Origin of the sequence: Pigmentiphaga sp. YJ18 (genome assembly GCF_038066655.1) — a bacterium.
In the GTDB taxonomy this organism is placed as follows: Bacteria; Pseudomonadota; Gammaproteobacteria; order Burkholderiales; family Burkholderiaceae_B; genus Pigmentiphaga.
Map to the genome: position 1 here is coordinate 2,635,341 of NZ_JBBUKU010000001.1, position 22,478 is coordinate 2,657,818.

Annotated in this window: 22 protein-coding genes; 12 read left to right on the top strand and 10 right to left on the bottom strand. The window is 65.7% G+C overall.

Going from position 1 to position 22,478, the window contains the following annotated elements; translation table 11 throughout:
- Positions 1–23: 23 nt before the first annotated feature.
- On the top strand, positions 24–1,385 hold the full coding sequence (gene chrA / locus WKR98_RS12650; protein ID WP_445936083.1) for a chromate efflux transporter: 1,362 nt from the start codon (positions 24–26) through the stop codon (positions 1,383–1,385).
- A 29-nt stretch (positions 1,386–1,414) separates the two neighbouring features.
- Here chrA and WKR98_RS12655 read toward each other — a convergent pair whose 3' ends face one another.
- Entirely contained in the window at positions 1,415–1,978 is a 564-nt protein-coding gene (locus WKR98_RS12655) for a MarR family winged helix-turn-helix transcriptional regulator (protein WP_341433400.1), read from the bottom strand.
- A gap of 459 nt (positions 1,979–2,437) precedes the next feature.
- Entirely contained in the window at positions 2,438–3,394 is a 957-nt protein-coding gene (locus WKR98_RS12665) for a LysR family transcriptional regulator (RefSeq protein WP_341433402.1), read from the bottom strand.
- Between the two features lie 173 nt (positions 3,395–3,567).
- On the opposite strand from WKR98_RS12665, the gene WKR98_RS12670 reads away from it, so the two are divergent.
- Together WKR98_RS12670 and WKR98_RS12675 are read left to right on the top strand one after the other, a co-directional pair.
- Positions 3,568–4,491 carry a Bug family tripartite tricarboxylate transporter substrate binding protein gene (locus tag WKR98_RS12670; RefSeq protein ID WP_341433404.1) on the top strand — a complete coding sequence of 308 codons (924 nt, stop codon included), beginning with the start codon at positions 3,568–3,570 and terminating at the stop codon, positions 4,489–4,491.
- 50 nt (positions 4,492–4,541) lie between these two features.
- On the top strand, positions 4,542–5,363 hold the full coding sequence (locus tag WKR98_RS12675; protein WP_341433406.1) for an alpha/beta fold hydrolase: 822 nt from the start codon (positions 4,542–4,544) through the stop codon (positions 5,361–5,363).
- Between the two features lie 47 nt (positions 5,364–5,410).
- On the opposite strand, the gene WKR98_RS12680 is transcribed toward WKR98_RS12675, so the two are convergent.
- The gene (locus WKR98_RS12680; RefSeq protein WP_341433408.1) at positions 5,411–6,022 is read right to left on the bottom strand and encodes a TetR/AcrR family transcriptional regulator; all 612 of its coding nucleotides are present in this window, start codon (positions 6,020–6,022) and stop codon (positions 5,411–5,413) included.
- Positions 6,023–6,194: 172 nt separating this feature from the next.
- On the opposite strand from WKR98_RS12680, the gene soxC reads away from it, so the two are divergent.
- Both soxC and WKR98_RS12690 read left to right on the top strand, forming a co-directional pair.
- Positions 6,195–7,517: a sulfite dehydrogenase gene (soxC, locus tag WKR98_RS12685; protein ID WP_341433409.1), complete on the top strand. Its 1,323-nt coding sequence runs from the start codon at positions 6,195–6,197 to the stop codon at positions 7,515–7,517.
- Positions 7,504–8,079: a c-type cytochrome gene (locus tag WKR98_RS12690; protein WP_341433411.1), complete on the top strand. Its 576-nt coding sequence runs from the start codon at positions 7,504–7,506 to the stop codon at positions 8,077–8,079. Before soxC ends, WKR98_RS12690 begins: the two co-directional genes overlap by 14 nt.
- Before the next feature lie 28 nt (positions 8,080–8,107).
- Here the strand turns inward: WKR98_RS12690 and WKR98_RS12695 are convergent, their stop codons facing one another.
- The 5 genes from WKR98_RS12695 to WKR98_RS12715 all read right to left on the bottom strand — a co-directional run bounded on the left by WKR98_RS12695 (position 8,108) and on the right by WKR98_RS12715 (position 14,091).
- Positions 8,108–9,268, bottom strand: coding sequence for a PepSY-associated TM helix domain-containing protein (locus WKR98_RS12695; RefSeq protein WP_124688423.1), 1,161 nt, complete (start codon positions 9,266–9,268; stop codon positions 8,108–8,110).
- 4 nt (positions 9,269–9,272) lie between these two features.
- Entirely contained in the window at positions 9,273–11,753 is a 2,481-nt protein-coding gene (locus WKR98_RS12700) for a TonB-dependent siderophore receptor (protein WP_370282855.1), read from the bottom strand.
- Between the two features lie 85 nt (positions 11,754–11,838).
- Entirely contained in the window at positions 11,839–12,792 is a 954-nt protein-coding gene (locus tag WKR98_RS12705; RefSeq protein ID WP_124688424.1) for a FecR domain-containing protein, read from the bottom strand.
- Positions 12,789–13,319 (bottom strand): sigma-70 family RNA polymerase sigma factor, encoded by a 531-nt coding sequence (locus WKR98_RS12710; RefSeq protein WP_124688425.1) that lies wholly within the window; start codon positions 13,317–13,319, stop codon positions 12,789–12,791. Before WKR98_RS12710 ends, WKR98_RS12705 begins: the two co-directional genes overlap by 4 nt.
- A gap of 61 nt (positions 13,320–13,380) precedes the next feature.
- A complete protein-coding gene (locus tag WKR98_RS12715; protein ID WP_124688426.1) occupies positions 13,381–14,091 on the bottom strand; it encodes a GntR family transcriptional regulator in 711 nt (236 codons plus the stop codon).
- A gap of 167 nt (positions 14,092–14,258) precedes the next feature.
- Between WKR98_RS12715 and WKR98_RS12720 the strand changes: the two genes are divergently transcribed.
- Genes WKR98_RS12720 through WKR98_RS12730 form a run of 3 tightly spaced genes read left to right on the top strand, consistent with a single transcriptional unit; the run spans position 14,259 to position 16,832 of the window.
- Positions 14,259–15,350, top strand: coding sequence for an NAD(P)-dependent oxidoreductase (locus tag WKR98_RS12720; protein WP_124688427.1), 1,092 nt, complete (start codon positions 14,259–14,261; stop codon positions 15,348–15,350).
- Positions 15,350–16,312 (top strand): Bug family tripartite tricarboxylate transporter substrate binding protein, encoded by a 963-nt coding sequence (locus WKR98_RS12725; RefSeq protein WP_161567728.1) that lies wholly within the window; start codon positions 15,350–15,352, stop codon positions 16,310–16,312. Before WKR98_RS12720 ends, WKR98_RS12725 begins: the two co-directional genes overlap by 1 nt.
- A 10-nt stretch (positions 16,313–16,322) precedes the next feature.
- Positions 16,323–16,832, top strand: coding sequence for a cupin domain-containing protein (locus WKR98_RS12730; RefSeq protein ID WP_238160321.1), 510 nt, complete (start codon positions 16,323–16,325; stop codon positions 16,830–16,832).
- On the opposite strand, the gene WKR98_RS12735 is transcribed toward WKR98_RS12730, so the two are convergent.
- Positions 16,829–17,512 (bottom strand): GntR family transcriptional regulator, encoded by a 684-nt coding sequence (locus WKR98_RS12735; RefSeq protein WP_124688429.1) that lies wholly within the window; start codon positions 17,510–17,512, stop codon positions 16,829–16,831. The two genes, WKR98_RS12730 and WKR98_RS12735, sit on opposite strands and share 4 nt — an antisense overlap.
- Before the next feature lie 30 nt (positions 17,513–17,542).
- Positions 17,543–18,505 carry a VOC family protein gene (locus WKR98_RS12740; protein WP_341433414.1) on the bottom strand — a complete coding sequence of 321 codons (963 nt, stop codon included), beginning with the start codon at positions 18,503–18,505 and terminating at the stop codon, positions 17,543–17,545.
- 202 nt (positions 18,506–18,707) lie between these two features.
- Here WKR98_RS12740 and WKR98_RS12745 point away from each other — a divergent pair, with 202 nt between their 5' ends.
- The 4 genes from WKR98_RS12745 to WKR98_RS12760 are packed head-to-tail and all read left to right on the top strand — an operon-like array spanning position 18,708 to position 22,472.
- Positions 18,708–19,604 carry an alpha/beta fold hydrolase gene (locus tag WKR98_RS12745; protein ID WP_341433416.1) on the top strand — a complete coding sequence of 299 codons (897 nt, stop codon included), beginning with the start codon at positions 18,708–18,710 and terminating at the stop codon, positions 19,602–19,604.
- Positions 19,601–20,563, top strand: coding sequence for a tripartite tricarboxylate transporter substrate binding protein (locus tag WKR98_RS12750; protein WP_341433418.1), 963 nt, complete (start codon positions 19,601–19,603; stop codon positions 20,561–20,563). Before WKR98_RS12745 ends, WKR98_RS12750 begins: the two co-directional genes overlap by 4 nt.
- A 32-nt stretch (positions 20,564–20,595) precedes the next feature.
- On the top strand, positions 20,596–21,945 hold the full coding sequence (locus tag WKR98_RS12755; RefSeq protein ID WP_341433420.1) for an aromatic ring-hydroxylating oxygenase subunit alpha: 1,350 nt from the start codon (positions 20,596–20,598) through the stop codon (positions 21,943–21,945).
- A 2-nt stretch (positions 21,946–21,947) separates the two neighbouring features.
- Positions 21,948–22,472, top strand: coding sequence for an aromatic-ring-hydroxylating dioxygenase subunit beta (locus tag WKR98_RS12760; protein WP_341433422.1), 525 nt, complete (start codon positions 21,948–21,950; stop codon positions 22,470–22,472).
- Positions 22,473–22,478: the final 6 nt, after the last annotated feature.

A 22,478-nucleotide genomic window follows, 5' to 3' on the forward strand; every position in this document is an offset into this window, starting at 1 on the left:
GGTACTCTCAGCCGGAGTTATCCGTGGACACCGCTACATCAGCATCCTTCCCTTCAGATATTGCCCCCCGCCGGCTTTTGCTGGGCGCGGCTTTGCGTTTTTGGCTGAAGCTGGGGTTTATCAGCTTCGGCGGTCCGGCGGGGCAAATCGCCATCATGCATACCGAACTCGTCGAGCGCCGACGGTGGATAAGCGAAGGGCGATTTCTTCACGCGTTGAACTACTGCATGCTGCTGCCAGGCCCGGAGGCCCAGCAACTGGCGACCTATATCGGCTGGCTGCTGCACCGCACATGGGGTGGCGTGGCCGCCGGGGTTCTTTTCGTTCTTCCTTCCTTGTTCCTCCTGATCGTGCTGTCATGGGTCTATGCCGCATATGGCAACCTGCCCGTGGTTGCGGGTCTGTTCTACGGCATCAAACCTGCCGTCACGGCCATCGTGCTGCACGCCGCACATCGCATTGGCTCCCGAGCCCTGAAGAACCACGCGCATTGGCTCATAGCCGGAGTGGCGCTCCTCGCCATCTTCGCGCTTGGCGCCCCATTTCCGCTTATTGTGGCCATCGCGGCACTGACGGGGTACCTGGGTGGAAGGTGGCGACCGGAGCTGTTTCGAACGGCCGGGGGGCATCACGCAGCGACGCAGGAAGGCGGGCAGGCAGCGCTTATCGACGATGACACGCCGGCACCCGAACATGCGCGTTTTCGCTGGTCGCGGCTGTGCATTCTGCTTATTGCCGGCCTTGCCTTGTGGAGCGTGCCGATGGCCGTGCTGGCAGTGGTATTCGGGTGGCATGGAGCCTATACGCAGATGGGTTGGTTCTTCACCAAAGCCGCGCTGCTTACCTTTGGGGGCGCCTATGCTGTGCTGCCCTATATTTTTCAGGGGGCCGTGGAGCACTACGCCTGGCTGACCCCTACCCAGATGATTGACGGCCTGGCCCTGGGAGAGACCACGCCAGGCCCGCTGATCATGGTCGTGGCCTTCGTGGGTTTCGTGGCCGCCTATTCCCATGAACTGCTTGGTTCGATGTCCCCGTTCATTGCTGGCGCCCTGGGTGCAACGCTGGTGACGTGGTTCACCTTCCTGCCGTCATTCGTTTTTATTCTTGCGGGGGGACCCGTGGTCGAGGCAACAAAAGAGGATCTGAATTTCACGGCGCCGCTGGTTGCCATAACGGCCGCGGTGGTCGGCGTCATCATCAATCTGGCACTGTTTTTTGGCTATCACGTGTTATGGCCTGCCGGGCTGGCTGGGCGATTCGATGGGGTGTCGGCGATCATCGTTGTGGCGGCGGCAGTGGCGCTGTTCCGCTACAAGCGCGGGGTCATCCAAGTGATCGCCGGGAGCGCGATAGCAGGTCTGGCCGTTTCCTTCATGGGCTAGAGATCGAACGCCATGCCGCCAGTCGGCTGCTACAGCTTTGCGCCGACGTAGAACATCAGGATCGACAGAGCGCCTTCACGCTCCTCGACAGAGAGTTGGCTGATGAAGTAGTCAACGTGGAATTTCACGCTCTCGTCGATTGCGTCCATGACCTCTCGCCCCGACTCGCTCATGGCGACATAAGTCACTCGCTGATCGTTGTCGTCGCAGCGGCGGACAACAAGATTTTTCTCCACCAGCATCCTGACCATGCTGGAGGCGAACGACGGGGTAATGTCCAGCCGGGCCGCCACCTGATTGACTTGCAGCTCCATGTTCGCACTGCCGTAGATCTGGATGAGGGCCTGGTGAGCCAATGGATCAAGTCCGAACTTCTTGGCCTGCTCTTCGACGATCCTGAAGACCTTGCGGATAACGTACCGGGCTTCGGCAACGCCTACGAAATAGGCGTGCTTGTCCTCCGTCTCCCTGGCTTTCTCCGCGTTAAGCCCTTTTCGCCGAAGTCTGTCCAGGTTGAGGACCTCTGCCGTGGACGGCACAAATTCGCTGGGTTCGGCCGCTTTGGCTGTAGATCGTTTGGTTTTGACAGTCATCTTCTTCCGCTCTGCTGTGTCTTGCCTTGACCGATCTTTCCTGCTGCTCCTGCGAGATTTGATTGGCCTTCAGGTTGGGCAGCCGTGCGCCACGCAACCCTGTCGATGTATCCAGAAGGAGTGGCCAGAGCCCGGAATAACTTCAGGTCGTTGTTGGCACCAGACATGGATTTCGCAGGTATCGGTCGGGCCGCGGGCGCGTATGGGGAGAAATTGACCGACCCCGGTGAAGTTTCCGCATCCATAGGGCGTTGCCTTGCCGCTGTGCGGGCTGGGACGAGTGCAGTACTTCATGTTCGGATGGCTCCGATTTAGTCCGGCAGGGCGGGGCGTGAGCCCGCGGCGTCATGGCGCACGATGACCTGACTGCCGGACGCCTGGTCCGGCTGTTTCAGGAAATCCTGTTTCCTTCGGTTCTGGCGTATTACGTCGACTAGCACTCCTGGTCGCTGGTAGAGATCAGTCGAAGCCCAACCCCCGCACCTCGAAGTCCACCAGGCGGGCGCCCGGCCATCGATTCTGCCGCACCACCGCCTTGATCTTCTTGACCAGTACGTCGGTGACATGTGACACGGCCAACGGCGCATTCACCGAGGTTCCCCGGACCACGGCCACCCGCCGCTGCAGCGGCGGAGATCCCATCGGCACGGCAGCGAACCGGTTGGCAAGGATGTCTTCCGCGATGGCGATGCCGGCCAGGACCGAATACCCCACCCCCGCGGTAAGCAAGGCTTTCGTCAGGGGAATGTCGTCCGCTTCGGCCACGACATTCAAGGGGATCCTGGCCACGCTGCAGGCTCGCTGAAGAATGTCCCGTACGCTGTGCTCGCCCGAGGGAAGAATCAAGGGAAGCCCCGCCAGCGTCTCCAGCGGTTCGTAGTCGCCCCATTCAGCCTCCAGGCCGCGCGGGCCGACCAGGAACAAGGGCTCGTCCAGCAGCGGAATGACCTCGGTGGCTGGGTGTTCTCTCGGGTTGTAGAGCAGCGCGATATCGATCTCGCCGGCGGCGACCCAGGCCTGCAACTGTCCGGCGATGCCGGTGCGCAGCCGCAGCGGCACCCGCGGGAAGCTCGATCTGACGGCATTCACCAGATCGCCGGCGACCAGGTCGCAGGTGCTGGGCAGCAGGCCCACCGTTACCGTGCCCGCCACGTCGGTCTGGCGCGGCTTGATTTCCTCCACGGTCTGGTCGAGCGCGAACAGCGCCCGCTTGGCTGCCTGGACCAGGATGAGTCCTTCGTCGGTCAGGCGCATGCCCGAGTGGGTTCTTTCGAAGATCTGGCGCCCCAGTTCCTGCTCCAGGAGGCGAACCTGCCTGGAAAGCGCGGGCTGGACGAGGTGCAGTTGCTCGGCTGCCTTGGTCACGCTGCCGGTTTCGGAAATCGCGATGACGGCTCGAAGTTGACGTAGTTCCATGTCGGTCGGATCACAAAGGTTGGCGAAGCGGGGTATGCCGAATATTGATGGCCAGGCAGCGCAACGTTCTATTGGCAAGCGGGGCGGCACCCGCCTGACAATCCAGCTTTCGCTCCACGAGGTGCTCGATGCGCAATATTCTAAAAATTGGCACTGCTTGCTGCATAAGCCTGTTGGGTGGACAGCCTGTCCATGCCGCCGACCAGGATTATCCATCCCGTCCGGTCCGGATCGTCGTCCCTTACGGTCCGGGGGGCATAGGAGACTTCACGGCCCGGGCCCTGGCGAAGGAACTGACCGACTCGCTCAAGGCCACGATCGTCGTCGAGAACAAGCCGGGCGCCTCGGGCCTGGTTGCCATGAATGCCGTCAAGGCCGCCGCGCCGGACGGCTACACCCTGGTGATGACCTCGAACACGACGCTTCCCGCCGCCAGGCACCTGTTCAAGGCCCTGGCCTACGACCCGATGAAGGACTTCGTCCATGTGGGCATGGTCGGCGTGTTCGGCTCGGTAGCCCTGGTTCCGAAAAATTCGCCGTTCAAGACGATTCCGGAACTGGTCGAGTTCGCCAGGAAGAATCCGAACAAGGCATTTTATGGCTACACCAATGCCTCGTCGCAAGTGCCGTCGGAAATGCTGAATGCGCGCGCAGGAATCAGGATGCAGGGGGTCGGCTACAAGGAAGCCGGCCAGGCCTCGACGGATCTGCTGAGCGGCCAGATACCGTTCATGTTCCTGGATACCGTGGCGGCCGCGCCCATATTGCAGAGCGGACGAGTCATCCCGCTGGCGGTCACCCAGACGCAGCAGCTGGAAAAGCTGCCGGAAGTCGCGACGATGACGGACTTCTACCCGGGCTTCGAATTCAGCGGCTTCATTTCGGTGTCGGCTCCGGCGCGTACGCCGCCGGCCCTCGTCGAGAAACTCAACGCGGCGGTGCGCGCCGCATCGGCTTCGGCGTCCTTCCGAACCGCCATCGAGTCCAACGGCATGGTGCCGAAAGCCTTCAGCGTCGCAGAACTGGACGAATTCCTCCAGTCCGAGAACCGCAAGTGGGAGACCTACGCCGCCACCGCCAAATTGGTTCCCCAGTAAGCCGTCTTGCCATTTCGCCCACATTCCTTCAACAGATCGATCACATCAAGATGCCCCACATTCAAGTTTCGACCGACGCCCATATCTACTACGAGGACTTCGGCCAGGGAATCCCTCTCGTCTTCACCCACGCGGGAAGCACCACGCATTCGATGTGGGAACACCAGGTGGACGCCTTGTCGAACGAGTTCCGCACCATTACCTGGGACTGGCGGGGAGTGGGCCAGTCGTCCAAGCCCAATGGGCCGTACACCATCGATACCCTGGTCCATGATCTCGCCACGTTGACCACGACGCTGGGGCTCGAGAATTTCGTGCTGGTCGGACACGGCTTCGGATCGCACGTCGCCATCATGGCCGCGGAAAAGCTGGGCAGGTCCGTGGCCGGATTGGTCCTGACCAGCACGGCGCCATGGTGCTCGGGAAGCCGCGACGGTGTCGAAGGAGGGTTCTCCGACGAGTACCTGGCATGGATGAAGGCCCGGATGGGAAGCGTGGGCGTCAGCAGCGCGGCAGCCTATGCGGCCTTGTTCCGGGAATGGCTGTTCAAGCTGCCGGCCCAGGACGTCGACGTCCACGCCGCCGTGGCCTGCGCCACGCAGACGCCGCTGTTTGTCATGAACAGCTATCGCCGCAGCATCGCGCAGGTGGATCACCGCGAACGTGCCCGGAAGATCGAGGTTCCCACGCTTATCATCCAGGGGCGCCACGACCGCAAGCAACGTTATGGCGGCGCGGTGCACTTCCAGACCCTGATCCCCGGCGCGCGGCTCGAGACCTTCGAGGACAGCGCACATATGCCCCAGGTCGAGGAGATGGGGCACTACAACGAGGTGCTTGCTTCGTTCGCGAAGGGGACGCGCGCGGGGTGACGCGTCCTTCCTGCACCCGCGGAGTCAGCGGCTGATGTGATCGGCCGTTACCGGGCCCCCACGGGCGCATCGGGCCGTGCCGCGCTGACGCTCGACAGAATGGACTCGAAGGTCTCGTGCGTCTGGTGCATCGCCGACGGCGAGGCCGGATCGATCCACAGATAGCTGTAGTAGTACATGCCCAGCAGCGCCTTGAGCCGGAAGCGAGAATACGGCGCGAAGACGCCGGCCTGTTCACCTTCGATCAGGGTTTCCTTCCAGATCCGCTCGTAGCTGGCGTGCAGCGCCAGCACCGTCTGGCGCCGGTCGTCGCTCAGGGACAGGGTTTCCCGGAAGCAGACGGCCAGTTCATCGCGATGGAGGCCGATGACGTCGATGAGTTCGGCGCCCAGGCGCCGCAGCCGCGGCTCCGGGTCGGCGACCTCGGCCTTGGCCAGCTTCGCCTGCTGGAGCAGCTTGGCCATGTAGCGCCGGCATATTTCCTCCAGCAAGTCTTCCTTGCTGGGGAAGTAGTGGTAGAACGCCCCGCGGCTGAGGCTTAGCGCCGCGCACAGTTCGCTCATGCCCACGGCATGGAACCCACGATGGGCGAAAAGCGCCGCCGCGCCGGCCAGGATCCGGTCGCGGTTGGCGGCGAGCTCTTCCGTTTTCCTGTTCACCACGATCTTTGCTGGCGCCTTGCCTCGTCGATGTCAGCGGGAATTGTAATGGGAGCCGGGGTGGGCGCTGCGCGCCGGGTCATGTACACTCCGCATGGCAGACCGACCGATCGGTCGGTCTGCGGGGTGGGAAGCTGGGATCAACGGGATCCGGACGAGACAAGGAGGGAGCATGAATAGTCGAGACAAAGCAGGCAGCGCGCTGGCGGAGCCGGTCGAGGCGGCTGCCGGCGGCAGGCGGCAGTTCCTGGCGCGCAGCACCGCGGTGGCCACTTCGCTGGCAACCATGGCGCTGTCGGAGTCGGCCGTTGCCCAATCGGGCGCGGCCGCGGTTGCCCCGGACGTGGCGAAGAAGAATCTGCCGCCGAATGTGCCGGCATGGACGAAATCCCTGGGCGCGCCCACGGCCTCGCCCTATGGGGTGCCGTCCAAGTTCGAGACCGAAGCGACAAGAAAGCTGTACCCGGGCCTCAAGGAGCCGATGTCCGCCTACAGCACGACGCCGCTGCAGGAACTGGACGGCACCATCACCCCCAATGGCCTGTTCTACGAACGGCACCATGCGGGGGTTCCGGAAATCGACCCGCGGCAGCACCGCCTGATGATCCACGGGTTGGTGAAGAATCCGATGATCTTCGAGGTGCAGGAGCTGCGGCAGTTTCCCAGCGAAAGCCATGTCTATTTCCTGGAGTGTTCGGGCAACCCGTCGTTCCTGCCGCCTTATGGGAAAACCGCGGCCGAGGTGGCCGGCCTGGTCAGTTGCGCGGAGTGGACGGGGGTGCCGCTCAAGACCCTGTTGAACCGCGCGGGCCTGGATCCGAAGGCGAAATGGATCGTCGCCGAAGGCGCCGACGGTGCCGGCATGACGCGCAGCATCCCGATCGAGAAATGCCTGGACGACGTGCTCGTGGCCTACAGCCAGAACGGCGAGCGCCTGCGTCCGGAGCAGGGTTATCCCATCCGGCTTTTCGTTCCGGGCTTCGAAGGAAACATGAGCATCAAGTGGCTGCGGCGCCTGCACGTGACGGACCAGCCGGGCTATACGCGCGAGGAAACGGCCAAGTACACGGACTTGATGGCCGACGGCCGCGCACGCAAGTTCTCGTTCGTCATGGAGTGCAAATCGATCATCACGTCTCCCTCGGGCACGCATCGCCTGACCCGGAAGGGAACGCACGAGATGCGGGGGATCGCCTGGAGCGGCCATGGAAAGATCAAGGCTGTCGATGTGTCCGTCGACGGCGGCAATACCTGGTATCCCGCCGCCCTGCAGGAGCCGGTGCGCTCGAAGGCGTTGACGGCGTTCCGCGCGCCGTTCGAGTGGAGCGGCAAGGAGCTGATGATCATGAGCCGGGCGGTGGACGAAACCGGCTACGTGCAGCCCACGCTGGAGCAGCTCATCTCGGTGCGGGGCAAGGTGTCCTTCTACCATAACAACTCGGTTCAACCATGGCGGATCGCCGCCAACGGGGAGGTCACCAATGGACGCGCGTAACGCTCTTATCGCCGCAGCCATCGGGTTCTGCGCAACGCTGGTTCCGGCCGCGAGCCAGGCCGGCTATGAAAACCTCGGCCGGCACTTGAGCAAGGAAGAGCTTGCCGGCTGGGACATCGACGTATCGATAGACGGCAAGGGGCTTCCGCGCGGAAAGGGAACCGTGGTCCAGGGGGAAAAGGTCTACCAGGCCATGTGCGTGGCCTGCCATGGCGTGAAGCTGGAGGGCGGGCTCGGGCCCGCGCTGGCCGGCGGCGTGGGCAGCCTGACCACCGACAAGCCGCTCAAGACCATCGGCAGCTATTGGCCCTACGCCACCACGTTGTTCGATTACATCCGCCGGGCGATGCCGTTCCAGGCTCCCCAGTCGATGTCCAACGACGACGTCTACAGCGTGACGGCCTACCTGCTGCACAAGAACGGCATCCTTCCGGCGAACGCCACGGTGGACGCGAGCAACCTGGCCAAGGTCAAGATGCCCAATCGCGACAATTTCTATGTCGACGATCGTCCCGACGTGAAGGCGGGCCGTTGCATGAAGGACTGCCTTTCGAAGAAATAGGCGTGCCCTTGCCGGTCATGGGCGGACGCTAGGCGGCATCCGAGGACGCGCGGGGCGCCGCCGTCCTCATTCCATATCTCATCACGCCCACGACGCACAGCAGGACGATCAGCACCCCGCCCAGCGCGACCAGCGCCCGGCCCAGGGGGCCCAGCACCTTGCCCGAGTGGACCGGATACTGCCAGACCAGGAACCGGTCCACCGGCGTGCCGCTGGCGTAGCCGAAGCGTCCTGCCAGCTCCCCGGTCCTGTCGTCGATGAAGACCTGTTCGTAGCGCACGCGCAAGGCGGACTCGCGCAGGTTCTTTTCCTTGAACGCGACCCGGTACATGCCACGCGAGGCCAGGTGCCCGAAGTACCAGGGCTCGTAGTCCCGGGTGCCTTCCGGCAGCAGTGCCCGCGCCAGGACGACGCTCTGCCGGGCGCTGATCAGGGGCGAGGAGGGCATCGCCGCCTGCGCCCGCCTCGCGATCGGATGCGGGCTGATCGGACCGAACAGGCTGGCCAGCGGCTTGAACACGTCATTGCCCAGACTCAGATAGACACCCGTGAAGGCAATGGGCAGGGCCACCAGCAGCGTCCACAGGCCGACGGTCCGGTGCAGGTCGTTCACCAGCTTCAATCCGCGCGCGTCCAGGCTCATGCGCCAGGCGGATCGCCAAGGCCGCCCGGGGCGGGTGGGAAAGGTCAGGTACAGGCCGGCCAGCGAGATGAGCAGCCAGGCGACGCAGACCCACCCGAGCAGGCGGCTGCCCCATTGCCCGGGCAGCGCGAGGTTGCGATGGAAGCGGTTGAGCCAGGGCATCAGGTGGGCGCGATCCCAGCTCCAGGCGCCCCACTTGCGCGTGCCCAGGATGCGGCCGGACGCGGGGTCGACGAACATGCGGTCGAAGTCGACGGCAGTGGCGCCGGGCCGGGCTTCGACCTGGATCTCGCTGGCCTGGCCCGGCGGCGTGTCCAGCGGCAGTTGCGTGACGCGGATGCGGCCGTCCTGGGATTCGATGCGCGCCAGCAGCGTGTCGAAGGGCAGGGCGGGGCGCGTGTCGCCGGTCTGGAACAGCGCGGGATTCAGCCACGCATCCAGTTCGTGTTCGAAGGCGATCAGGCTGCCCGTCAGGGCGGTGACCGCGATGAACAGGGCGATGGCCAGGCCGCACCAGCGGTGCAGCCCTCGAAGGAACGCTTTCACCGCGCTACCAGGTGTGGGCGTAGCTGATTCTCAGGACCGTACCGGCCGCGGGCAGGTGGCTGGTGTTGTTGTTGCTGCGCAGGAGCTGGCTGTAGAGCGGGTAGTAGTGCCGGTTGAACAGGTTCTCGATGCCCAGCGAGACCCGGTTCTTCGCGTCGATGCGCCAGTGGCTGACCAGGTCCACCGTGGTGTAGCCCTTGGCATCGTAGCGTCCGAAGCTGGTCTGGCCGTTCAGGCGGTAGTCCCTGGATGCATACGAGGTCACCTGGACGCGGTGGCTCCAGCTGCCGTTGGGTCGGTACTCGGCGTAAGCGGTCAGTTTCAGCGGCGGGATCCGGAAGCCGGTCATGTCCTGATAGGCGCTGGCGTTCTGGGGAAGTTCGCGGCCCTTCATCCAGGTGAAGCTGCCGCCCGCGCTCCAGCGGTCATCGTCGCTGAAGTAGTCGAGGCTGGCTTCCACGCCGTGGATTTTTTCCTTGGTCCTGAGCAGGGTCAGCCCGTTGTTGAAGCTCTGGACCGCCCCCAGGTCGGACCGCGACTGGAAGACGCTCAGGCTGGTTCGAAGGTTCTCGAAGCGGCCGCGCCAGCCCAGCTCGTAGGTGTCGGTCTTGATGGGCTTCAGGTTGGAGTTGCCGATGTTGAAGCTGGGCGAGGCATTGCGCAGGACGACGCCGATGTCGGGCAGCTCGAAGCCCTGGCTGTACGAAGCATAGAGCTCCTGGCCCTTGACCGGGGTGAAGACCGTGCCCAGGTTGAAGGTCCAGGCGCCGTAGTTCACCGCGCCTCCGGCCACCGATTGGGGGTTGGCCACGCGCGACTGCGACAGGGGCGTGAAGTCGTTGAAGCTGGCCCGTGAGCGTTCGTAGCGGGCGCCGCCTTCGACGGACCAGCGGTCGTTGAATTTGTGCTGCGCCTGGGCGAAGGCGCCCAGGCTGCGCGTGGTGAGCGGCGGCATGTACATCAGGCGGCCGGTCTTGTTGAAGACCAGGCCGCCGCTGGCGTCATAGGCGGCGGGGTCGAAGATGTCGAGCGGCATGTCGGTCCGCTCGTGGTTGAAGTCCGCGCCCCAGACCAGCAGGGTGTTCCGGTCCTGGCCCAGGGGAGTCTTGACGGTCAGCCGTCCGCCGAAGACCTTCGAGTTCTGCATGGCCTGGTCGACGTTGCCGCCGCGGACGGGGACGGCACGCGCGTCGAAGGGGGAGAAGCGCGTGAAGAAATCGCGGTAGTAGAGCTGCGCGGCCAGCGTGCTGCCCGCCACGTTCCTGTTCTCGTAGTCCAGCCCCAGTATGGTGTTCTGGATCTGGTTCTGCTTGTCGAGCTGGAGTCCCTTGATGGACCTGGCCGGGACGGATCCGGGGGGCAGCTTGGCCACCGACGGGTCCGAGGCGTACTTCGTGTCCTGCCTGGCGTCGTAGCGGCTGGCCGACAGTTGCAGCCGCTGGTCCTCGGCCAGCTTGAATCCCACCTTGGCCGAGGCGTTGTAGATATTGGAATCGAACATGTCGCCCTGGCTGGGCTCCGGGGCGATGCGGTGTCCGTCCCCGTCGTAGGAACCGCCCACGTGCCGCGCGCCCAGGCTGACGGAGTAGTCGACCACGTCGCCGCCGCCCGACAGGTAGTGCTGCACCTCGCCGCCCAGTCCCGCGCTGCCCAGCCTGGACAGCGGCGTCACGCCGCTGACGATGGTTTCGGCCTTGGTTTCGCCCGAGGGGCGCTTGGTGCGGATGGAGACGATGCCGCCGGCGGCCCCGCTTCCATAGATGGCGCTGCTGCCCCGAAGCACCTCGATCTGTTCGATGTCGGCGGGATTGATGTTGGCGAGGTTCCGGGACGAATCGCGATTGGTGTTGAGCGGAATGCCATCGACCAGCACCAGCATGTTCCGGCCGCGCAGGGTCTGGCCGTAGTCCGTGATGGTATGGCTGGCGTCCGCCATGCCGGGGACGGCCTTGCTCAGCATCGTCGCCAGGCTGTCGGAACCCTGCCGCAACTGCTGGATTTCCTCGCCTTCCAGCAGCGTGACCTGCCTGGCGGGGGCCGTGAGATTGTTCTGCGTGCGCGCGCTGACGGTGACCGTGGCGAGTTCCGTCGTTTCCGTGGCGGTGGCCGCGGCCTGCGCCGCCCGCACGCCGGGCGCGGGCTCCAGAGCGTAGTTGCCTTCCCCCATCCGCCGCAGCCGCAGGCCGCTCTGTTCCAGCAGCCGCGCGAAACCGTCCTCGACGGAGAACGAGCCGGACAGGCCCGGGGTGGCCATCCCGCGCAATCGGGCCGAATCGACGCTGAGGTTGACGCCGGCCTGGGCCGCGAACTGCATCAGGGCGGGCGCCAGCGGCCCGGCGGGAATGCGATAGGCCTTCTGGACCTGGCCGGCGGCGGGCGTGGCCGCCAGCGCGGACTGTCCATGGAAGGCCAGGACGCTCATGCCGAGGACGGCGGCAAGGCGGCGCGGGGAAGGCCGCGGGTGGCGGGCGCGGTGTTGGGGCATGTCGTGAATCCTCGTGACTGTCGTGGGCCGTTGTAGGGAGGCTTGGTGGATATGACAGGCGAGATTCAAAAACCGGACAGGGGGCCTAGCGGCGGGTCACCCTGACCCAGTAGCGGGTCCGTTCTTCGGTCCGCACGGGCAGCGTCCGGGTCAGGAGGTCCAGGATGCGGGAGGTGTCATTCAATTGGAAGCTGCCGGAGACCCGCAGGTCCGCGGCATCCGGGGCGCACTGCAGGATGCCGGGCCGGTAGCGGGCCAGTTCGGCCAGGAAGTCCTCCAGCCGCATGTCCTGCGCATAAAGTACGCCCTGGGTCCAGGCATCCGCTTCGGGCGCAAGCGCCGTCACGGCGCGGACCGCCTGGCTGTCGAATTCGGCGCGTTCCCCGGCCTGGACGATGGTGCTGTGCGTCGACCGGGCGGGACGGATCCTGACCGCGCCGTCCAGCACCGCGAGCGCGGTGCCCTGCTCGTGCGTGCGGACGAGGAAGCGGGTGCCCAGGGCCTGCATGTCGCCGTCTTCGGTCTGGACGATGAAGGGCTGGCCGGCGTACCGGGCCGGATGCGCCGTTTCCACCAGGATCTCCCCCGCGTGCTGGCGCACCCGCCGGGCGGTGCCATCGAAGTTCGCGCTGATGGCCGAAGCCGTGTTCAGCAGGATCCGGCTGCCATCGGCCAGCGTGATCGACCGGCGCTCCCCGGTGGCCGTCCTGAAGTCGGCATTCCAGGTTTGCCAGGGAAGCCGGCGATACGCCAGCCAGCCCAGCGCCGGCGCGCCGATCGCCAGCGCGGCCGTCTTGAGGAATTGCCTGCGGCTGGCCGTGCGGCGGGGCCGATTCAGCACGGCCATGCCCATGGGGACGGGCAGGGCGTTCATCCGTTCCTTCAGGCGCTCGGCCTGTTGCCAGACGTGTTCGTGGACGGCGCTCTGGCCGCGCCAGCGTTGCAGTTCCGCGTGTTCCGATTCGCTGAAGTCGGACGCGTGCCGGCGCGCGAGCCAGTGGGCGGCTTCATCGAGGATGCGCGCGTCGACGGCGTTCATGCGCCGGGGGCCAGCATGACGCGCAGGCATTGCCTGAAGCCCTGTGCCATGTAGCGGGTGACCGTGCGCACGCTGACCTGCATGTGCGCGGCGATTTCCTCGTAGGACAGGCCTTCCAGCTGGGAAAGCAGGAAGGCGGTGCGGGCCTTGGCCGGCAACTCGTCCAGCAGCGCGTCCAGTTCCTCCAGCGTTTCCAGCAGGATCGCCCGGGCTTCCACCGACGGCACGGTATGCTCGGGCAAGCGGTGCAGGGATGCCAGATAGGCCTGTTGCAGCGACTGGCGTTCGAGGTGGTTGACGACCAGGCGCTTGGCCACCGTCGTCAGGTAGGCCCGGGGTTCGCGGATGTCCTGGATGGCGTGTGTCCGGGCGCCCGCCCAGATACGGGTGAACGTGTCCTGGGCGATGTCCGCGGCGTCGGAGCGGTTTCCCAGCTTTCTTTGCAGCCAGGCAACCAGCCACTGGCTGTGCTGGCTATAGAGGCTGCCGAGCGCATGACTGGCGGCACTGTCGGCAGGTCGGGACACGCGTTTCCCTACAGGGTCAAGGACATGCTCCTATTTTTGCATAAAATGATAGCGATTCGCATTATTGTTCTTGCAGGGCGGCCAGCAAGGCCGCCGCTTCGTCTTTCTCTTCCTTGGCCGCCTGGCGCCAGCCATCCAGAATCGCATCGCGCTGCCAGCTGATGTGCCGGCGCAAGGCCTGGGTCAGACCGCCGCGGTCGCGCGCCTTGTAGAGCTGCACCAGTTGGCGGTGCTCTTCCTGGGCATTGCCCTGGCCGGGGTCGTACGTGAAATACAGGCTGCGCAGCCAGGTCACGTATTTCGACCAGTCGTTGGCCACGCGCTGCAGCTGCTGGTTGCGGCAATCCGCGCGCAGGGCCTCGTGGAAGGCGTGCAGGACGGGGGACTCCGGCGCGGGGGATTGTTCGAGGCGGTGCAGCAGGATCTCGATGCCGCGGATCGCGTCGGCGTCGCTGCGCAGGCTCGATTCGTACAGCCGCTCGCTTTCCAGCAGCACCCAGACGTCGAAGCAGTCGACGATGAAGGCCTCGGTCGGGACGCTGACGCGGCGGTCCCGCATCGTGCCCCGCTCGGCAAGTCCCACGCGTTCGAGTTCGCTGATGGCTTCGCGCACGGGCGACCGGCTGACACCGAAGCGGGCGGAAAGCACGTCCTCGGCCAGCCGGGTACCGGGCTGCAGGCGGCCCTGGATGATGGCGGTTTCCAGGGCTTCGTAGATCTCTCTGGAGAGATTCTTGCGCGGGGGGAGGCTGCCTATATCGAGCTTGAGCATGGGCCGGCTGAATTCAAAATACTTGGGAAAGTATAGCCACTGACTCCCTGGCAGTCGGCGATGATGCTTTTGTTTTGGTGGAAACCCCTAGAAAATTGGCGTTTCGAGTTTTGTATTTTGAATGCAAAATTCAAACTATCATCAGCTATTCCACCCGAGAGCGTCACATGGCCGCCCCCCTTTCCACCGTGTTCCTGGCGCACGACTACATGCTGTCGGAAGTGCTGGACCAGATCGCCGCGGGGCTGGCCGAGCGGCGGGTGCGGGTGGTGCGCGGCCCGGTCACGGCGCCCGGTCCCAAGCTCGTCTATGACGTGCCGGGCATGCGGGCGCAATTGCGGGACGTGGAGGTGGCGGTATTCAGTTCGCGTTCGGTCTGCGGGCCGGAACTCATGGATGCCATGCCCAGGCTGCGCGGCATCGTGAATCCCACGGTGGGCCTGGAAACGGTGGACGTCGCGGCCGCGACGCAGCGGGGAATCCTGGTCGGCCACGCCGCCACGCTCCAGAACCGTACGGCGCTGTCCGAGGCCACCGTCATGCTGATCCTGATGCAGCTCTACCAGCCGGATCGGGCGCGCGAGGTCATGGACGGCCGGCGGCCGCGGCCCCGGGCCCTGCTGGCGGAGCGCTGGGCTCGCATCCTGTCCGGCCGGACGGTTGGACTGGTCGGATTCGGCCGTATCGGCAGGGAGGTCGCCCGCCGCCTGGCGGGGTTCAGCGTGCGGGTCCTGGCCTGCGGCCGCCCGGGCGCGCCGCGTCCGGACGACCTGCCGGATCACGTGGCCTTCGTGGCGCTGGACGAGTTGCTGGCCGGCAGCGACATCGTGAGCCTGCACGTCACGCCCGCGCCCGGCGCGAGGCCGGTGATGGGCGCGCGGGAGTTCGCGCTGATGAAGCCCGGCGCCCGGCTGATCAATACGGCGCGCGGGCAGGCCGTGGACGAGCGGGCCCTGTGCGAGGCGCTGGCATCGGGCCGGCTGGGGGGCGCCGCGCTGGACACGTTCGAGGTCGAGCCGCTGCCCGCGGACAGCCCGCTCTGGACGCTGGACAACGTCTATCTGACCCCGCATCTGGTTGCCCAGACCTATGACGGGCTGAGCGTGCTGCCCGGCACCGCGCTCGAGAACATCGACCGCCTGCTGCGCGGCGAGCTGCCGCTGTATTGCAAGAACCCCGAGGCGGAGCCCGCATGGCGGCGCCGCCTGCATGCCATGGAAGGTCCGGCGATGGCCGGGCCGAGCGTCGAGGAGCGATGATGAAAAGGGTGTTCGGATGGATGGCGGTATTGGCGGGCATGGCGTGGGGCGGCAATGCGCACGCCGACGCCACGGTTTACCCGGGCAAGCCCATACGCCTGATTTTCCCGTGGGCGCCGGGGTCGGTCATCGACGCGCTGACGCGTTCGATGGCCGAGGGGATGGCGGCGCGGCTGGGGCAGCCGGTCGTGGTCGAGACGCGCGCGGGAGCCAACGGCATGATCGCCGCCCAGCAGCTCATCGCGGCGGCGCCCGACGGCTACACGCTGATGATGGGCAACGAAGGTTCGTTCGGCATCAACACGGTCCGGCCGAACGCCACCTACGATGCGCGCCGGGACTTCGCGCCCGTCGCGCATGTGGCGACCACGCCCCTTTTCATCGTCGTCCATCCCGCGTCGCCATATCGTTCGCTGGCGGACCTGATCGCTGCCGCGCGCAAGCCCGACGCGCGCATCAGCTACGGCAGCATAGGCGTGGGCTCCAGCTCGCATCTGGCGATAGAGAAGATCTCGCTGGCTTCCGGCGTGCCCTTCATCCACGTCCCCTACAAGGGCAGCGCCGAGGTCATCACCAGCATCCAGGGCGGACATGTGACCTTCGCCTACAACGGCGGACTGATGAACGTGCACGAGGGGCGCGTCCGGGCGCTCGCGGTCGGGTCGGCGCAGCGTTACGCGGGCGCTCCGAACGTGCCCACCGTCAGGGAGACCATAGGTGGCGACTACGATGAAATGGCCTGGTTCGGCCTGGTGGCGCCGCGCGGGACGCCCGCGCCTATCGTCGAGCGCTTGAACGCCGTGGTCGTGGAGACCCTGTCGCAGCCGGCTTTCAAGGAGAAGTTCAGCGCACTGGGCTTCGATCCCGCGCCGGGATCCGCGGCGATGCTGGCCGGGAAGATCGAGCGGTCGGTGTCGGGAACCGCGCAGATCATCCGCAAGGCCAACATCCAACTCGACTAGGGGAATCCGCATGAGCCAGCAGGGGAACGCCGCCGTACCCGCCTTCAGCCAGAGCAACGCCGATCTCGTCCGCATGCTGTCCGAGCTCGAGAAGCCCGGCGTGCCGTCCTTCTTCAAGCTGAGCGGCCAGTTGCCGGCGCAGGGAAGGACCGACACGCCCATGGCCGCCAGCGATCGCATGGCCGTCGTGTTGAAGGCCTACGCGGCGACGGGCGAGAACGAACTGCACGCCCATCCCAACGAAGATCATGTGTTCGTCGTGCTGCAAGGGCAGGCCACCTTTCATGGGCCTCATGGAGAAATGCGCACGATCGGCCCGCGCGAGGGCGTCATGCTGCCCCACGGAACCTTCTATTGGTTCAAGGCCACCAGCGAGGAACAACTCGTCATGATCCGCGTGGGCTGCGCGGTGGGCGACGCGCCCCGGCAGGGGCGCATAGGGATCGACGGCCTGCCCATGGATGGCCATTCGGCAGCCAACAAGGAAGTGCCGGTGATCCTGTCGGGGCGGTGCTTCTAGCGTTTCTGGCGCAGGCCGCTCAAGAGCCGCCGCGCCGTCTCTTCGACGTGGCTGCGGCTGAGCATGGCCAGCCCATGGGCATCGCCCGCCTTGAAGGCTTCGAAGATTTCCCGGTGTTCGCGCAGTGCCTGGCTGACGTCGCCGGTCAGGCGCATTTCCATGCGGACATAGGCTTCCACGGTATCGCGCAGGGTGTCGGCGATGTTGGCGAGGCGCTTGCGGCGGCTTGCGTGCACCAGCCGCGAGTGGAAGTCGCGGTTGAGGCTGGCCCACTGGTTGTCGTAGTTGGCTGAGCGGGCGGCCAGTGCCTCCATCTGCAGGAGCAGATGTTCGACGGCGTCGATGTCGTCCTGGGTGCGGGCGCGCGCCGCGATGGTCGCGGCGTGTTCTTCGATGACCATGCGCAGTTCGAAGATCTCGACGATCTCGTCCTGCTGAAGTTCCGTGACCGCATAGCCGCGCCGCGGGCGCAGCACGATCAGGCCGTCGGTTTCGAGCCGTCCCATCGCTTCGCGGACGGGAACCCGGCTGACGTTGAAGAGCTTGGCGATTTCCTCCTGGCGCAGGACGGCGCCGGGCTTGAGCGTCCCGTCCAGGATGTTGACGCGCAACTGCTTGTAGATGATTTCCGGCAGCGGCAGGCGTGAGTCGCCGGAGGCGAGCAGCGGGAGGGAGTCCATGGACGGATTGTATTCAAAAACGATCCGCTGCTAACTGGCATGCGCCAGCGCCAGGGGTTCCAGGAAGGCGTCGTCGCGCGATGCGTAGAGTTCGACCAGGAAGCCGTCGGGGTCGGCCAGGACCACGGCCTCGCGGTCGTCGTGCACGATGCGCCGGGCCGTGGCCGGCGCCGGTGCTTCGGCCAGGTGCCGGGAAAAACCGGCGGGGTCGACCATGAGCGAGAACATGCGAAAGCCCGTTTGTTGCCCGGTCCCGACCTCGGTCAGGCGCAGGTCCGGGCGGCCGGTGGTGCCGCCGAAGACGGCGGACCGGGCGGGGGATGCGGTCTCGGCCAACAACCGGAAGCCCGCGACTTCCTGCATGAAACGCACCATCTCGTCGTAGCGGCGGGTGGCCAGCGAAGCGCCCGTCACGTGGCGGGTCGGCATTTCGGACGGAGCGGGCCGGCGCAGGCTGGGGGTCGGGTTGTAGTTGGAGGTGGTCGAGCGTTCGCTGGACAGCGGGTCCCAACGGCTGGTGACCAGGTCGTCATGGTCCAGGTTGAACACGCTTTCCCAATTCTTCATGGAGTCGGCGTAGAACTCGTGCACGTTGCCGTCCGGGTCGGAAACGTAGACGGCATGCGAAATGATGTGGTCGTACAGCGCGTGGGGCGCCATGCCGGCCGCGCGCATGCGTTCGTACGCCGCCACCAGCGCAGCCTGGTTCTCCATCTCCCAGCCCAGGTGGTTCAGGCCCGGATGCCGGCCGCGGGTGGACTGGATCTGCACGTGGCCGTCGCGGCCATGCCGATCCTGGCCGCGCGAGATTTCGATTAACCCGAGGTCGTGATGCGTGTTGCCGTTCGACAGGAAGCCGGCGCCGATGGCGGTTTCCATCCTGACCCGCGCCAGGCCGCAATGCCGTTCGTAGAAGGAGAGGGAGGCCTCGAGATCGGAGACGTACAGGTTGACGTGGCCGAGCCGACGCGGTCCGAAGGCGACTTTTTCCATGCTGGAGTCCTTGTCTCGATTGAATTCGAAGCACTGTCTTTTTCGATTGTGTTCTGAATACAATATTTTTGTCAATGGCGCAAAAGAAATGAGGTGACGAAGTATTCTTGCCAAGGGTTTCGCCGGATTTAAGGGAAAACGAGAGCGTTGACGGTAAAGTATTTTGTATTCAAAATCTCGAAAAAATCATGAAGAGGTAGGCATGAAAGCGGTGTTCCTCGACGTGGGCGGCCTGCGGACCCGTTATCTGATCGCCGGCGACGGTCCCTTGCTGATGCTCATCCATCCGGTCGGCTACCCGGCCGAGATCTTTGCCCGGAACATCGACGAGCTGGCGCGGGACTACACGGTGGTCGCGCCCGACCTGCCCGGGCAGGGGCACAGTGCGGCGCCAGCCGGGTGGACCGGCGCACCGCAGGCCTTGATGGCGGATCAGGTGCTGGCGCTGGCCTCGCATCTGGGATTCGACCGGCTTGCCGTCATGGGCAGCTCGCTGGGAGGCCTGGTGGCCGCCCGCACCGCGCTGCAGGCGCCGCAGCGCGTCACGGCGCTGGTGCTGACCGGCACGGGATCGGTCTTCAACGATCCCGTCGGCCAGCCGGAAGTCCTCAAGGCGGTCTACGCGAACGGTTCGCGCGCCTATGCCGAGCCGTCCCTGCAAGCGCTGCGCGCCCGGATCGCGAACACCTGCTTTCGGCCGCCGGACGCCGACGACATCCTGGTGGCGCACATGACGGCCTACGCGCTGCCTGGCGCGGCCGAGGCCTACCGGGACATCATGGACAGGCTCGCCCGCTCGATGGACGAGGGCGAAGCGCTGGCCTTTCCCTATCTGGAAGACATCGTGGCACGCACGCTGGTGATCATCGGGCGCGACGACACGCGCACGTCCCTGGCCGCCCACCGAGACGGGGCCGCCAGGATGCGCGACGCCGGGTTGCTGTGCCTGAACGAGTGCGGCCACTTGCCGTTCCTCGAGCATCCGCAACGGTTCAACGAAGCCGTGTCGCGTTTCCTGGCCGGAGCAGCGGCCGGTGAACGCGCACGGTCGATGGGCGGCGCCCTGTCGCCGGCAACCACAGTGAAGAGGCTGGGATGAAAACGAGATGGCTCGCTTGTCTGGCCGCCTGCGTGGCGGTCGTGCCGTACCCCGGATCGGCCGCGGCGGCGTATCCCGAGCGCATGGTGACCCTGGTGGTGGGGGCCGCGCCCGGGTCGTCCGGCGACATGCTGGCGCGCCTGGTGGCGCAGCGGCTGACCGAAAAATGGAAACAGAGCGTCGTCGTCGAGAACCGCACCGGCGCCAGCGGGCTGCTGGCGGCCAATCAGGTGCTCGGCGCGCCCGCCAACGGGTATACGCTGTACATGTCCAATGACAGCACGGCCATCAATCCGACCATGATGAAGACGCCGCCGCCCGATCCCCGCGTGGTCTTCGCCCCGATCAGCCTGCTGGCCCTGATCGATTTCAAGCTGGTCGTCAACGCCGCGACGCCGGTCCAGACCGTGCCGGAACTGATCGCCTACCTGAAGGCCGCGCCGGGCAAGTACTCGTATGCCTCGTCCGGGCCCAAGACGCCTCATCACCTGATGGCGGAACTGTTCAGGCATCAGGCGCAGGTGGACGTCCTGCACGTTCCCTATCGCGGCACCGCGCCGGCGATCACCTCCGTCCTGTCGAACAGCTCGCTGTATGCGTTCTCCGGCTTTCCCGCCGTGGACGGCCAGATCAAGGCCGGCCAGTTGCGGGCCCTGGCGACCACCGGCGACAAGCGCAATCCCGGCACGCCCGACCTGCCCACGGTGGGCGAGACGCTGAAGGGGTTCTCGGCCGCGTCCTGGTGGGCGATGTTCGTGCGGGCCGAGGTGCCGGCCGACATCCAGGCGCGCCTGGCGGCCGACGTGGGAAGCATCGTCGCCGACCCCCAGGTCAGCCAGCGCATGCGCAATTCGGGGCTGGAGCCGGTGGGGGGCGACCCCGCCCACCTGAAGCGCTTCCTGGATGCGGAGATCGGCAAGTGGGCGCGCCTGCCCGAGGGCCTGATCGACAAGGATTGAAGCATCAACGACGGTTCAATAAGGAGGAAACCATGCAGACGCTCGCGCCGCTGCGTCCGGTACCCGCCGCGGAGGTCGATCCGACGGATGTGGGGCAACTGGTGCGCGAAGACCGGGTCCATGCCCGGGTGTATACCGATCCGGCCATCTTCGACATGGAGATGGAACGGATCTTCGAGCGGGCCTGGATCTTCATGGCCCATGAAAGCCAGATCCCGAACGCCGGCGATTTCCTGACCTCGCGCATAGGCAGGCATCCGGTCATCGTGGTGCGCGACGGCAAGCGGCAGGTCCACGTGCTGTACAACCGCTGTCCCCATCGCGGCGCGATCCTGTGCCGCGAGGCCGAGGGCAACGTCCACCATTTCGCCTGCCCCTACCACGGCTGGAGTTTCCGGACCAACGGCGACATCACCGGCATTCCGTTCCGTTCGGCCTATCCCGAATCCTTTCTGAAGGACGAGAACCTGTCCATGGCCCACGTGGCACGGGTCGAGAACTACCGCGGGTTCATCTTCGCCAGCGTGGCGGAGCAGGGGCCGTCCCTGGTGGAATTCATCGGGCCGCTCAAGGACGGCCTGGACAATCTGCTGGACCGCTCGCCCACCGGCGAGATCGATGTCTCGGCGGGGGTCCACCAGTACGCCTACAAGGGAAATTGGAAGATGCAGATGGAGAACGGCCTGGACGAATACCATCCGCCGTTCTCGCATGCCTCGACCGTCAAGCCTGACGGCCAGCAGGTCCAGCGCTCGTACGGCGCCAAGGGCGGATTCAAGGTCCTGACCGGCAGCGATCCCAACCAGGAGAACGCGCGTTCGCACTACGACCACGGCGAGGTGCACGGCGCGCGGCATGGGCAGGCCTACCTGACCATCCCCGATGCCACGCGGCGCAGCGAACTCGACGACCCGGAGTACCGGCGCCTGCTGGTCGAGCGTCATGGCCAGGAGAAGGCGCTGGCCTTGATCGAGAGCAGCAACATGAGCAACGCGGTGTTCTATCCCAGCGTGATCATGCGCGTGACCGGCAACATGCACATCCGCGTCGTGCGGCCGGTTTCGGTGGGGCTGACCGAGGTGCTGGTCTGGCCCATCCAGATCAAGGGCGTGGCCGACGGCATCAACCAGGGCATTGTCCGTTACGCCAACGTCCATGTCTCGGTCAGCTCGTTCGTGCAGACCGACGATCTGGAGATATTCGAGCGCGTGTACGAAGGCTTGCAGGCCGGCAAGCCCGACTGGGTCATGCTGGCGCGGGGGATGGGGCAGGATTGGGACGGACCCTATCCGGACGAGAAGGTGGGACTGGCGACCTGGGAAACGGGCATGCGCGCGCAGTTCCGCTACTGGAAGGAACAGATGACGGAGGACCGGCGATGACCATGGCAACTTCCCCTGTGGCGCCGCGCGCCGCGTCCGGCGGGCCGGTCCGCCTGTCCGCGGCGCCAGCCGATGCCGCCGCGCTGATCATGCACGAGGCCGACCTGCTGGACGAGCGGGCACTGGAAGCCTGGCTGGCGCTGTTCACCCGGGATGCGCTGTACTGGGTGCCGGCCGACCATGGCGACAGCGACCCCCTGCGCCGGATTTCGCTGTTCTACGACGATCGCTCGATCATGGAGGACCGGGTGTGGCGGCTCGGGCACCCGAAGATGTTCTCGCAGAATCCCCCGGCCCGGCAGGTGCGCGTGTTGTCCGCGCCCATGGTCGAGGCGTCCGGCGCCGATACGATGTCGGTGCGAACCAAGTTCGTGATGTTCGAGCATCGGCTGCGCGAGCAGCGCACCTTTGGAGGCGTCTACCTGCACGAACTGGTCCGGCAGCAGCAGGAATGGATGATACGGCGCAAGGTCGTGCATCTGGTGAATCGCGATACGGTGCTGTGGAACATAGGCGTTCCGATATGAGGATGA